Origin of the sequence: Vreelandella malpeensis, assembly GCF_020622355.1 — a bacterium.
Taxonomy (GTDB): Bacteria; Pseudomonadota; Gammaproteobacteria; order Pseudomonadales; family Halomonadaceae; genus Vreelandella; species Vreelandella malpeensis.
Genome location: NZ_WHVL01000003.1, coordinates 204059 through 217272 on the forward strand (window position 1 = coordinate 204059; position 13214 = coordinate 217272).

Below are 13214 nucleotides of genomic sequence, written 5' to 3' on the forward strand. Positions count from 1 at the left end.
GATTGTTATAGAGCCGGCGCGGGCTTGCTGGAAAGCGCGTCCAGCACGGCGGTGAAGCACGCCCCGCCGAGTTCGCTCTCCTCGAGCGTCACGGCCCCGCCGTGCTGCTGGCAAAGCCGGCTGACCAGCGCCAGCCCCAGACCCTGGTGCTTGCCGCGCTTGGTCGAGAAGCCTTCGGTGAAGATCGCTTCGGCGTGCTCCGGCGCCACCCCGGCGCCGTTGTCCTCGACCTCGACCAGCACCTGCTCGCCCAGGTCGGTGAAAAACAGCCGCACCTTGGCGCTCTGGGCATTGGGGCCGCTGCGCGCGGCGAAGCAGGCGTTGTCCAGCAGATTGCCCACCACGCTCATCATCACCTCCTGGCCGCTCGGGGTCAGCGGTTTCGATAGCAAGCTGTGCTCGTCGATCTCGAGCGTGACGCCGAGCTCCCGTGCCCGGGTCAGCTTGCCCAGAAGCGTTCCGCTGAGCACGGTGTCCGCCACGCGGCTCATCAGAAAGCTCATCTGCTGTTGCGCCCGCTCGCTCTCCTGGTGGATCAGCTTGAGCGCCTCTTCGACGCGCCCAAGCTGCAAGAGCCCGGAGATGGTGTAGAGCTTGTTGGAGAACTCGTGGGCCTGGGCGCGCAGCATGTCGACGTCGCGGCTCGCCTGGGTGAGCGCCTCGGACAGGTCGATGATCTCCCGGCGGCTTCTGAAGGTGGCCACCGCCCCTTCGATCTCGCCCTCGTCGACGATCGGCACGCGGTTGACCACCACCGGGTGATCGCCGAGCCACATCTGCTGGTCGAACTCCTGCTCGCCGCGCTTCAATACCTCCAGAAGCCGCGAGTTGGGCACCACCTCGCGGATCGGCTGGCCGAGCAGCACGTGGTCGTCGGGCACGCCCATGAAACGGCGCGCCTGCTGGTTGACCAGGGTGATCTGGCCTTCGCGGTTGACCGCAAGAATCCCCTCGTGGATGGACTGGAGGATCGCCTCCTTCTCCATGGCCAGCCGCGCGATCTCGTAGGGCTCGAGGCCCAGGATCACCCGTTTGAGGTGCTGGGAGAGCCAGTACGCCCCGGCAAAGCCGAGCACGATCATCAAGCCTACCAGCGACCAGCCCAAAAGCGTGTAGCGCGCCGCATCCGAGGCCACCCGGTCGGCCAGAAAGCCCACCGATACCAGGCCGATGACGTTGCCCTCCTCGTCCCAGATCGGCGTCTTGCCGCGCATGGCGGTGCCGAGCGTCCCGGTGGCCCGGGAGACGTAGGATTGGCCGTGGATCAGCGCCTGCTCGTTGTCGCCGCCGACCATGCGCTCGCCCAGACGCTCGGCCACCGGGTGGGAGTAGCGAATCGACTGGGCGTTGCCGACCACCACGTAGCGGGCGCCGGTCTCCTGGCGCACCCGCTCCGCCAGCGGCTGGATGATGCGCGCGGGGTCGTCGGTTTCGAAGGCGGCGACGATGCTCGGCATGCCCGCCACGCTCTTGGCCACGGCCAGCGCCCGCTCGCCCATCTGCTCGCTGACGATGTCGGCCTTGCGGTGATTGAGGTAGGCCCCCTGGGCGAGCAGCATCGTGGCCAGCAGAAAGCCCACCAGCAGCATGACCTGCAGACGAAAGCTGCGCTTGTACCAGCGGCGCTTGGCGCGCGGGCGCTGACCAAGCGGCAGGTCGGAAAGCGATGGGAACCGGGAAGGGGTCATAAGGAACTCGACGTGCGCGGTGGCGTCATTATGGCACGCGGGCCCAAGCCACGGTAACCTATCGAGCCTTGAACGCGCCGTCGAAGACGGCGGACGACTCGCCTTTTCCCTCTCGTTGCCAGTAGAAAGGAGTAACGTGCTGACTTTTTTGCGAGCCAGTGTATTGATCGGCGGGCCGTTGCTGGCCGGCGCGGCGATGGCGAATCCGTTCTACGCGCCGCCGCCGCCGGACGACGGCTCGCCGCGTTTCACCGGTGATGCCGAGCTCGGCTTCACGTCCCTGTCCGGCAACACCAACAGCCAGACGCTGATCGGCAAGACACGGCTCACCTGGCTGACCGGGGACATCACCCACTCGCTGCGCGGCGAGGTCCGAAACGTCACCAAGGATAGCGAGACCAGCGCCGAGCAGTATCTGATTGCCGGTCGTGAGCGCTTCGACTTCAGCGGCCCTCATTACCTGTTCGGTTTCGCGCGCTGGGAGAAGGATCGTTTCGCCGGCTACGACCAGCAGCTCTCGGTGATCGGCGGCTATGGCCGCCAGTTGATCGACAGCGACCTCCAGGCGCTGTCGCTGGAGGCGGGGCCGGGCTATCGCAACGACCGGCTGCGCGACGACGACAACGAGCAGCTGGCCGTGGCCTACAGCGCGCTGGCCTATCGCTACAGCATCTCGGACGTCGCCGACTTCGAACAGGAGATGTCGCTCGAGTACACCAGCGATAACACCACCTCCCGCTCGCTGACGGCGCTGACCGCCCGGATCAGCTCGCGCATCTCGCTACGCTTGTCCCACGAGATCAAGCAGAACTCCCAGCCGCCGGACGACGCCAGCGAGCGCACCGATACCACCACCAGCGCTTCGCTGCTCTACCGCTGGTAGCCTGCCCGCCTACCGCCCGCGATGCGCCCAGCCGGTCATGCGCTTCTCGAGCCACGAGAAGCACTCGTACATCACCATGGCCATGGCGCTGATCACGATCAGTCCGGCGAACACCAGCCCCATGCGCATCTGCGAGCCCGCGCTCATCATCAGGTAGCCGATGCCCTGGTTCGATGCCACGGTTTCCGACACCACGGTGCCCACGAAGGCCAGCGTGATCGCGATCTTGAGCGAGGCGAAGAAGTAGGGCAGCGAGCGCGGCAGGCCCACCTTCAACAGCACGTCCAGGCGCCGCGCGCCGAGCACGCGCAGCACATCCTCCATTTCCGGCTCGAGAGTGGCAAGTCCCGTGGCCACGTTGACCACGATGGGGAAAAAGCAGATCAGAAACGCCGTCAGTATCGCCGGCACCGAACCGATGCCGAACCACACCACCAGGATCGGCACGAAGGCGACCTTGGGAATGGCGTTGAAGCCGACCAGCAGCGGGTAGCAGGCGTTGTAGAGAAAGCGCGACGAGCCGATGATCAAGCCCAGCACCAGCCCCACCGCCACCCCGAGGCCAAAGCCGATCAGCGTGGTCCAGAAGGTCTGCCAGGAGTGACGCCCGATGGGCCCGGCGTAGGTGATGAGCGCCTGGAGCGTCTCCAGAGCGCTGGGAAAGATGAAGCTTGGCACGTCGAACAGCCGCACCGTCGCCTCCCAGATCATCACCAGCGCCGCCACAGCGATCCAGGGCGCGAGGCGCTCGAGGGTTTTACTCGGTGGTTTCATGGCAAACCTTTTAGCTTTCGCGCACGTCGCCGATCCGGCTGCGTAACGCATGCACCAGATCGATGAAGGTTTTTTCGTAGGTGGACTCGATCGAGCGCGGGCGCGGCAGCGCGATCTCGCGCTTCTCGATCACCCGCCCGGGGCGGGCGCTCATCACGTAGACGGTATCGGCGAGAAACGCCGCCTCGCGCAGGTCGTGGGTCACCAGCACCACGGTGAAGCGCTGCGCCTGCCACAGATCGCGCAGCACGCACCAGAGCTCCTCCCGGGTGAAGGCATCAAGCGCTCCGAAGGGCTCGTCGAGCATCAGAAGCCTTGGGCGGTGAATCAGCGCCCGACAGATCGAGGCGCGCTGCTGCATGCCGCCGGAGAGCTGCCAGGGGTACTTGTCCGCGTAGTCGGCAAGCCCGACGGTGTTCAAGAGCGCTCGCGCCCAGCCCGCGAACTCCTCGCGGCGGCGGCGAAACTGGCGCCGGTAGGGCTCGACGATCTCCAGCGGCAAGAGGACGTTGTCGAGCACGGTGCGCCAGGGCAGCAGGTTGGCGTTCTGAAACGCCATGCCGGTGATCTTCAACGGGCCATTCACCGGCTCACCATCCACCCGCACCCGACCCGTGGTGGGCGCGTGAAGCCCGGTGCAGAGCTTCATGAAGGTGGACTTGCCGCAGCCCGACGGCCCCACGAAGGCCACGAACTCCCCTTCCGCGATCGACAGGTCGATACCTTCGATGGCGTTGTCCTGGCCATCGTAGGAGAGCGCGACCGCCTCGAAATCGACAAAGGCCGAGGCCATCACGGCGTCACCGGCAACAGGCGCTCCTCCACCGGCGGCAGAAACCGCGCGGTGAACACCTGCTCGGCCGACGGCACCGTGGGCAGCTCGAAGACGTCCGCCACCAGGGCAATCGCCTGCTCGAGGCGCGCCTCGTCCACCCCGCCGACACCGTGCTCGCGGGTGTAGGGCGTGTTCACCACGCTTTCGAGGGCGAGTTTCAGGCGGCGCGTCTCCATCTCCGTGTCGATCAAGCCGTCACGCTGGGCCACGAAGGCCACCGCCGCCTCCGGGTCGGCGAAGGTATCCGCCAGGGCGCGGTCGAAGGCACGCAAGAAGCCCTCCACGGCTTCCGGGTGCGCCTCGGCGAAGGCGTCGCTTGCGATGATGGCGTTGCCGTAGAGCGGTACGCCGAAATCCGGGAACGCCATGATGGTCAACGCCTCCTCGCCCAGGCCACGCTCCTCGAGGTTGAGCAGACTGGTGAAGGAGAAGCCGGTGATGGCATCCACGTCGCCGCGCGCCAGCAGCGTCTCGCGCAGGGTCGGGTCGACGTTCTGCCACGCCACCGCATCGGCCTCGAGGCCGTTGGCGGCGGCGAAGGCTGCCCAGGCGCGGTAGCCGGTATCGAAGGCGGGCGCGGCGATGCGCTTGCCGACGAGATCCGCCGGGGTCTCGATGCCGCGATCCTTGCGGGCGAGCACCGCCGCCGGCGTCCCGTCGTAAAGCACGTAGACGCCGCTGACGCCGGGGCCGTCCGGGTTCTCGGCCAGAAACTCCACCACCGCGTTCAGGTCACCAAAGCCCATCTCGTAGGCGCCGGAAGCAACCCGGTTGATCGCCCCGGCGGAGCCGCTGCCGGAGTCGATCTGGACATCCAGCCCCTCGTCGGCGAAGTAGCCCTTCTCCTTGGCCATCAAGAACGGCGCGGCGGGGCCCTCGAAGCGCCAGTCGAGCTGAAAGCGGATTGGCGTGTCGCCCAGGGCCTGCGCGGAAGCGAATGCCAGACCAAGCGAGGTGAGAAGCGCCACGCGCCAGGAAGCAGAGAACAGGGACATGAGGAGCACCTTGTATACAATAAGCGTTGCCCACCTACTGCATCAACGCGGCCAGAAACCAGTATGTCATTCTTTATCAGCGACTTGCGCTACGCGCCTTGCTTCTTGTCGCGTTGCGTATGCTCGCTTTTGGTGCAGAAGGCAATCTTTTCGCACCAATGTAAAACGTATTAGACTTTGGTCTATGGCGCCGCTATACTGACGGCTGTTTCCTGTCCTCGCGCCATTTCCCCAATGGCGCTTTTTTTTATCTACTTATTGCCTACGCTATACGCAATCACGCTGCTTCCTCTCGTCCCACCAAAGGTGTTCTTCTTGATGAAACAACCGGCCTTAGATGCCGAAAGCCGACCGCGTCATGCGCTAGGCGATCCCATCGTACTCATCCTAAGCATCGGCTTTATTCTCCTCTTCCTCGCGCTTTCGATCTTCGATCTGGACTTCCTCGCCAACGCCATCAGCCAGGGCTTCGCCTGGAGTGCGCTGAACTTCGGTACCTACTTCCAGTTCTTGATGCTGGTGACCTTCTTCATCGCCATCGGGCTCGCCCTGACGCCTGCCGGCAAGGCCAAGATCGGCAATCTCGATGCACCAGAATTGAGCACGTTCAAGTGGATCTCGATCATCCTGTGCACGCTGCTGGCTGGCGGCGGGGTGTTCTTCGCCGCTGGCGAGCCGATCTACCACTTCGTCAACGTACCGCCGGCCTTCGATACCGACCCTGGCGTTCCCGCCGCGGTGCCCGGAGCGCTGGCGCAGTCGTTCACCCACTGGGGGTTCGTCGGCTGGGCGATACTGGGCTCGCTCACCGCCGTGGTGATGGCCCACGCCCACTACGTGAAGGGCCAGCCGCTGCAGCCGCGCACGCTGCTCTACCCGGTCTTCGGTGAGCGGCTCTTGCGCGGCCCGCTCGGCGGGTTGATCGACGCCTGCTGCGTGATCGCCGTGGTGGCGGGCACCGTCGGCCCGGTGGACTTTCTGGCCACCCAGGTGAGCTTCGGCCTGCACGACCTGTTCGGCCTGCCCAACAACTTCTTCACCAAGCTCGCCGTACTGGTCGTGCTGGGCGCAGTGTACGTGCTCTCGTCGGTGAGCGGTGTCCAGAAAGGCATGCAGTTTCTGAGCCGCGTCAACGTGATACTGGCGCTGGCCATCGGCGGCATCATCTTTCTGTTCGGCCCGACGCTGTTTCTGTTCAACAGCTACTTCAGTGGCATGGGTACCTACCTGGGCGATTTCTTCAAGATGGTCACCCTGACCGCCGAGACCGCCCCGGCAGAGTGGATGCAGTGGTGGATCGTGTTCTTCTACGCCTGGTTCATCGCCTTCGCCCCCTTGATGGCGATCTTCGTGGCGCGCATCTCGCGCGGGCGCACCATCCGCGAGATGATCCTGGCCGTCGCCGTCATGGCGCCCATCGCCACCACGGTATGGTTCACCCTGCTCGGCGGCTCGGGGATCTACTACCAGCTGACCGGCGCCGTCGAACTGACCGAGGCGCTGACCAACTTCCAGTTCGACATCGCCACCCTGTCGGTCGCCCAGGCGCTGCCCGGCGGCAACTGGATGGCCCTGGCGATCCTGTTGCTGACCACCATCTTCGTGGCCACCACCGGGGACTCCATGAGCTACTCCATCGCCATGGTCGGCGCTGGCCACGACAAGCCGAGCGCGTTCATGCGCGCCTTCTGGGGCATCATCATGGCCGTCATGGCGGCGGTGCTGCTGGCCATGCGCGAAGGCCAGATCGCCGCGCTCCAGCAGTTCATCGTGATCACCGCCGTACCGGTCTCGCTGTTTCTGCTGCCGTCGCTGTGGAACGGCCCGCAGGCGGCCTACGCGATGGCCCGCGAGCAGGGAATCATCGACTGAGCGCGGCGCGCACGCGCCGCCCCCCTCGATGGTCAGGGCACTGGCCCGGGGGGGTGTCGAGATCGCAGGCACGGCGGCTTTGAGCTATCCTCCCGGTCCCGCCGCCGGGAGGGTGGATCGGTCATCAGGAGCCCCACGCGTGTTTTCTCGCAATCTTCCGTCTACCACCGCAATGCAGTGCTTCGAAGCGGCTGCGCGCCACATGAGCTTCACCCGCGCCGCGGATGAGCTGAACCTGACCCAGAGCGCGGTCAGCAAGCAGGTCGCCCAGCTCGAGTCCTCGCTGCAGCACAAGCTGTTTCGCCGAGTGCGGCGCAGCCTGCTGTTGACGCCGGAAGGCGCGATCTTCCTGAGCGACGTGCGCAAGGTGCTCACCCAGCTCGACATGTCGACCCAGGCGATCATGACCTACAGCGGCAACAGCGAGGTGCTCAAGGTGGCTACCCTGCCGAGCTTCGGCAGCCGTTGGCTGGCCAGCAAGCTGCCCGCCTTCCTGGCCGCACACCCGGGCATCAGCCTCGAGTTCCACGACCGGGTGGAGGATTTCGACCTCGAGCAGCAGGACATCGACATCGCGTTCTTCTACGGTCACGGCAGCTGGCCGGACCTGGCCTGCCACAAGCTGTTCGACGAGCGCATGGTGGCCGTCGCCGCGCCGTCGCTGTTGGCCCATCATCCGGTGCAGAGCGCTTCACAGCTTGCCGAGCTTGCGCTCTTGCATCTGTCGACCCGCCCGGATGCCTGGCATCACTGGTTTGCCGACCAGGGCATCGCCACCGACCGCAGCTATCACGGCACCCGCTTCGAGACGTTCCCCATGCTGGTACGCACGGCCATGGCCGGCGGCGGCGTGGCGCTGGTGCCGCGCTTCACCGTGGACGAGGAGCTCGCCGCCGGACAGTTGGCGATCGCCTGGCCCTATCGCTTTCAAAGCGCCAGCGCCTACTACCTGGTCTACCCGGAGCATCTGGGGGAGCTTGCCAACGTGCGCCGCTTCGTCGACCACATCGTCGTCTGCGCCGAGATCACCCGGAGCGAGCTCGCCGAGTAAGCCGTGCAACGCCACAAGAAGCGGGGAGAAGGGAGAGTCACGCGGGGGAGTCCCGCCCCGAGTCGGGCGGGACCGGGTCGATCAGTTGTCGAGGCTTTCCAGCACCTGGCGCCGGGAGGCCTGCTCACGCTCGGCATAGAGTGCGAGCTCATCGGTGACCGGGGCGCCGAGCGCGGCCTCGAAGGTCTCGCGGTTGGCGTTGCCGGCGTAGGCGCCGCTCGCCTCGCCGCCGAGGTTCGACTGGAAGATACCGGCGGCGCTGACGGGCAGGAAATCCTCGTAAGTGATCGGGTGCGCCTCGACCACGCCCTGCTCGATCAGCCTCTCCAGATCACGCTCCTCGCCTCGGTAGCCACGCCCCTGTTCGGTCAGGTGGTAGTGGAAGAAGGCCAGCGCTTCGCGGCGAAGGCCCGCGTCGTCGTCCGGAAAGTCGCTGAAGACCTTTGCCATCACCTGCTGGTGGGCATCGTTCTCCTTGCCGTCGCTTTGCTGGCGCGCCTTCGTCAGCAGCCGGTCGTAGAGCGCCCGGCCCTTGGGCGTCAGCGCCACGCCGCGCTGCTCGATCTCGCCGAAGCGTGCGGTGTGAGTGCCTTCGTGCTCGCCGGCGAAGCGGATGGTCTCCTCCAGCGCCTTGAAGCTGGTCTGGCGCAGCAGGATGGGGCATTCGCGGCGCGGCGGTCCTTCGATCACGGCTTTCGGGTTGATTCCCACCGCCGGCATGCGCCGCTGTACCTCGTCGATGTCCAGAGTGCGCGGGGTCAGGTGGTTGATGTGCGGACCGCGAAAGCAGACCACGTCGGCGATCAATCGGTGTTCGTCGTGCAGCGCCTGGTAGGTGGCATGATCGACGGTGGCCTCGCGGTGCCAGCGGAAGGTCTCCAGCGCCTCCTTGACGAAAGCGTTTGCCTGTTCGGCGTCGAGCCCACCCTGGGACTCGTGGCACTCGATCAGCTCCCGCGCACCTTGGGTGAAGATGTCGCGTCGGGCGAGGATCTCGGCGGCGCGGTCGCGCAGCGCCGCATCCTCGATCAGCTCGAGACGCAAGAGTGAGGTAAAGACACGGAAGGGATTTCTGGCCAGCGCGTCATCGTCGATGGGTCGAAACGCCGTGGAGTGCACCGGCACGCCCGCTTCCGAGAGATCGTAGTAGCCCACCGGGTACATGCCCATGACCGCGAACAGCCGGCGCAGCATGGCGAGCTCCTCGGCGGTACCGACGCGAATCGCGCCGTGGCGCTCGACGCTCAGCCGCGAAAGCTCGCTCTGGGCCTCCAGGCGCCGGGCAAGCTCGGGCTGCGCGGCCAGCGTCTCCCGGTTGACCTCGGCCACCAGGTCCAGAAGCGTGGTGTACTGCGGCACCTCCTCCTGATACATGGCCGACATGGCCTTGGAGAAGCGGTCGCGTACGTCGTCGGTCGAAAGATAGGTCGTCATGGCATCCTCACGGTGCTTCGTTGTTCGGGTGAATGACGCTATCAAACCAATCGGATGCGGGCAGCACAAACGAAAAAAAACGCTCAACGCATTCCGATAAGGAATGCAAGCACACGGTCAAGCCCTTTGGACCGCCGGACGACGCGTGAAAAGGCTGGCCTGGAATGAATCGAGGGCGGCGCGCTAAAGGCCGTCGAGAAGCCGCAGGATGAGATTCGGCTGCTGGTTGGCCTGGGCGAGGATCGCCATGCCCGCCTGCTGGAGGATCTGAGCGCGAATCAGGTTGGAGACTTCCCGGGCGTAGTCGGTGTCCTGGATGCGCGACTGGGCGGCGGAAAGATTGACGATACCGTTTTCCAGCCCGCTGATCACGCTCTCGAAGCGGTTCTGCACCGCGCCAAGATAGCTTCGCTGGCGGTCGAGAGTGCCGATGGCCCCGTCGAGCAGATCGGTGGGTTTTACGGTCGCCTCACCGTCGAGCACGTTGAAGCCGGTCAGCCCCAGCGCGTCAACGTTCATGGCGGCAAGGCGCACGCCGATGGTGTCGCCGCTGTTGGCGCCGACCTGGATGCTGAGGGTTTTCTCCTCCATCAACCCCACGCCGTTGAAATTGCTCTGCCCGGCGAGACGGTCGATCTCCTCCAGGCGCTGGTCGATCTCGTCCTGGATCGAGCGCAGGTCCTGGGCGTTGTAGGTGCCGTTGCCCGCCTGCACGGTGAGCTCGCGGATGCGCTGCAGGTTGTCGTTGATCTGGTCGAGGGTGCCTTCGGCGGTCTGCACCATCGAGATCCCGTCGTTGGTGTTACGAATGGCCTGGTGCATGCCGCGAATCTGCGCGCCCATGCGGTTGGCGATCGCCTGTCCTGCCGGGTCGTCCTTGGCGCTGTTGATCCGCAGCCCCGAGGAAAGCCGCTGCATGGAGGTCTGGATGGCCTGCTGGCTGGCGCGCAGGTGCTTCTGCGCCACAAGCGAGGAGATATTGGTCGCCAGGGTGAACATGCCCGTCGTGCGCGTCTCTTGAAATCGGGTCGATGGAAAGTGCTTATGAAAGGCTTATCGGCAGGCCAGGCCGCAACATTAGCTTTTCCTCGCCCGAACGCAGCGGGGCCGCCCGAAGGCGGCCCCGCTGGATGACGATCGAGGGTCAAACGTCCTCGTCATCGGGCAGGTTGTGGCCTTCCACTTCCGGCCCGCTCAGCTTGCGACGCGGATCGAAGCGGTCGTCCACCTCGCTATCCCCCTTCTTCGGCTGGCCTGCGGGGCTGCCGTCGATGGTGAAGTCCTGCTGCATGACGCGCAGGTTTGCGGGCGGCGCGGAGCCGGACTTGTCCTGGCCGAAATAGATCGTGGAGTGCGGGAACGGAATCTCGATACCAGCCTGATCGAAGCGCATCTTGACCAAGCGGTTGAAGGCCCGGCCCACGCCCCACTGATCGCCCGGGGTGGTCTTGATCACCACGCGAATATTGACCGAGCTGTCGGCAAGCGCCGTGACGCCGGCCACGGTCATGTCCGCCAGGAGCTTGAAGCCGTGCTCTTCGCTGGCCTTGAGGTCCTCGAAGGCGAGCTTCAGCTGGTCGATGGCATCGTCGATGCTCTCGCGGTAGGCGATACCGTACTCGCCCACGTGATTGCCGTACTCGCGCATGTAGTTCGAGACGGTATCCACGCTCGAGAACGGCACGATGTGGTAGGTGCCGGAGAGATCACGAATCGCCACCGAACGAATGCTCAGGCGCTCGGCGGTGCCGGTGATGCCGCCCACGGTGACCACGTCGCCGGTGTTCATGGCGTTCTCGATCTGGATGAACACGCCGGTGATCACGTCCTGGACGAGCTTCTGGGCACCGAAACCGATCGCCAGACCCAGCACACCGGCACCGGCGATCAATGGGCCGATGTTGATGCCGATCTCGGACAGCAGGATCATGCCGGTGATCGTCACCATGGCGATCGCCAGGGCGTTGCGGAACAGGCTCAACAGGGTCTTGGCCCGGGGGGAGGGTTCGCCGCCGCCAGTTTCAGGGTTGAGCTTGTGCTCGATCAGACTCGCCAGGGCAAGCCAGATGCCCAAAGACACGATGAGAATCACCGCGATGCTGATCAGGCGACCCACGATCAGCCCCCCGCGCTCGGAGGCGTACCAGGTAGCCAGGTTGAACGCGCCCCAGGCGTCCAGCACCACCATGATGACCGCTACCAGGATGATGGTACGTAGAACGCGCAGAGCGTTGGGCACGTAGCTGTTGAGCCGGTGCTCGAGCATCGGAAGCTTGCGACGCAGATCGTCGGACAGATGAATGCGCCGGCCGATGGTCTGGGTCAGGAAGGTGGACAGCAAGATGCCGATCACCACTGCCGCCAGGGTCTTGAGGGTGGCGAACAGCACGAAAGGCAGCGCCTCGCCTGGACGAATCAGCACCAGTACGAACACGATCAAGAAGTAGAGCAGCGCGAACAGGTGCCAGGTGCGGGCAAACAGATGCAGCGAGAGGCGACTCGCCGTCATGGTGGTGCGACTGCCCATGCCGTAGAGGTTGTCCCGCAGGCGCACGCGGTTCTTCAGCACCACGCCCACGGCGTAGACGAACGCCAGCACCATGATGAACGTGCCCACGGCCTGGCCCAGGGTGGGCGACACGTAGAAGTTGACCAGCGGTACCACCACCATCAGCCCGTAGCCGACCATACCGATCAGCCGGGCGATCCAGCGGTTCCAGTAATTGGCCTCGTGGCTCGAGATCGGCAGCAGGCGAAGCCCCTCGTAGCTCGATGAGAAGAGCATGCGCATGGCCGCCTTGAGCAGCTCGATGATCAAGAAGGCGTTGAGGAACAGCGATGCCCGAGTCGAGAGCTCGCCAGTTTCCCCCACGGCGAAGGTGGCGATCAGATTGCCCACCACGTAGGCAGCGCCGATCAGCACCACGTCCACGACTGCGGCCAAGAACACGCAGATCACCAGCCGGAAGATGGACGTCACCTGCTCACCGGCTCGCGACCACGTGCTGAGTTTCATGAACAGGCTCTTCGCCAGGCGGCGCAGCACGAAGAAAACGGCGAAGGTGGCCAGGATCACGATGCCGAGGTTGATCGCCGCACTCATGAAGGCAGCGGTATCGAAGTTGCCCCCGCCCTGGCCGCTGAACAACGCACCTACGATTCCCACCGCCTGCTCGAGCTGCGTACCCACGTCCCCCACCACGCGACTGGTCAGTTCCGCCAGTTGGCGCGGCGTCGATACGTCTTCCGGGGCCAGGTTGCCGCCCTCGGCGGCCGCCTCCGGCGACAGCTGGCTTTCAAGCCCCGCAGGAAGCGTGGAGGCCTCGCTGCGCAGCCGCTCGATGAGCTCCTGGCGGGTCTGGTCGTTTTCGAGAATCTCGGCCAGCGCTTCGTAGGAAGGCGGAGCGTCGGCGGTCTCGGTGGTTTCGCCGCTGTCGGCGCTGATCGTGGTTTGAGCCAGCGCCGGGCTGATCATGGCGAACAGCGCAAGCAGCCAAACGCCGAGCCAGGGTAGTGAACGTGATGGCGTCACACCTGAATCTCCCTTTAGGTGGTGGGGGTAGTCGAACTAACGGCAAAACCGCGTTATACAAATCATAGCGTTGAGTCGCGAATCCTGCATAACCGGCAGCGCGCAACGACCGGTTTCGCAAGGGCGCAGGGTAACACGGCGCCCCTTTGA

General features: G+C 65.1%; 10 protein-coding genes. 3 read left to right on the forward strand and 7 right to left on the reverse strand.

Translation table 11 applies throughout. From position 1 onward, the window contains the following. Positions 1-5: 5 nt before the first annotated feature. Positions 6-1688: an ATP-binding protein gene (locus tag GEV37_RS09200; protein WP_227389940.1), complete on the reverse strand. Its 1683-nt coding sequence runs from the start codon at positions 1686-1688 to the stop codon at positions 6-8. A 196-nt stretch (positions 1689-1884) separates the two neighbouring features. Here GEV37_RS09200 and GEV37_RS09205 point away from each other — a divergent pair, with 196 nt between their 5' ends. Further along, on the forward strand, positions 1885-2571 hold the full coding sequence (locus tag GEV37_RS09205; RefSeq protein WP_227390133.1) for a DUF481 domain-containing protein: 687 nt from the start codon (positions 1885-1887) through the stop codon (positions 2569-2571). Positions 2572-2580: 9 nt separating this feature from the next. Here GEV37_RS09205 and GEV37_RS09210 read toward each other — a convergent pair whose 3' ends face one another. Genes GEV37_RS09210 through GEV37_RS09220 form a run of 3 tightly spaced genes read right to left on the reverse strand, consistent with a single transcriptional unit; the run spans position 2581 to position 5175 of the window. Then, a complete protein-coding gene (locus tag GEV37_RS09210) occupies positions 2581-3345 on the reverse strand; it encodes an ABC transporter permease (RefSeq protein WP_227389941.1) in 765 nt (254 codons plus the stop codon). Between the two features lie 10 nt (positions 3346-3355). Next, positions 3356-4138 (reverse strand): ABC transporter ATP-binding protein, encoded by a 783-nt coding sequence (locus GEV37_RS09215; protein WP_227389942.1) that lies wholly within the window; start codon positions 4136-4138, stop codon positions 3356-3358. Next, positions 4138-5175: an ABC transporter substrate-binding protein gene (locus GEV37_RS09220; RefSeq protein ID WP_227389943.1), complete on the reverse strand. Its 1038-nt coding sequence runs from the start codon at positions 5173-5175 to the stop codon at positions 4138-4140. Before GEV37_RS09220 ends, GEV37_RS09215 begins: the two co-directional genes overlap by 1 nt. Before the next feature lie 318 nt (positions 5176-5493). On the opposite strand from GEV37_RS09220, the gene GEV37_RS09225 reads away from it, so the two are divergent. Next, on the forward strand, positions 5494-7047 hold the full coding sequence (locus tag GEV37_RS09225) for a BCCT family transporter (RefSeq protein WP_227389944.1): 1554 nt from the start codon (positions 5494-5496) through the stop codon (positions 7045-7047). 139 nt (positions 7048-7186) lie between these two features. Then, complete coding sequence (locus GEV37_RS09230; protein ID WP_227389945.1) at positions 7187-8098, forward strand: LysR substrate-binding domain-containing protein; 912 nt, start codon at positions 7187-7189, stop codon at positions 8096-8098. An 81-nt stretch (positions 8099-8179) separates the two neighbouring features. Here the strand turns inward: GEV37_RS09230 and hglS are convergent, their stop codons facing one another. From hglS to ybiO, 3 genes are all read right to left on the reverse strand, one after another. Next, entirely contained in the window at positions 8180-9532 is a 1353-nt protein-coding gene (hglS, locus tag GEV37_RS09235) for a 2-oxoadipate dioxygenase/decarboxylase HglS (RefSeq protein ID WP_227389946.1), read from the reverse strand. A 183-nt stretch (positions 9533-9715) separates the two neighbouring features. Beyond that, positions 9716-10531 carry a flagellin N-terminal helical domain-containing protein gene (locus GEV37_RS09240; protein ID WP_227389947.1) on the reverse strand — a complete coding sequence of 272 codons (816 nt, stop codon included), beginning with the start codon at positions 10529-10531 and terminating at the stop codon, positions 9716-9718. 145 nt (positions 10532-10676) lie between these two features. Continuing rightward, positions 10677-13064: a mechanosensitive channel protein gene (gene ybiO, locus GEV37_RS09245; protein ID WP_227389948.1), complete on the reverse strand. Its 2388-nt coding sequence runs from the start codon at positions 13062-13064 to the stop codon at positions 10677-10679. Positions 13065-13214 lie beyond the last annotated feature (150 nt).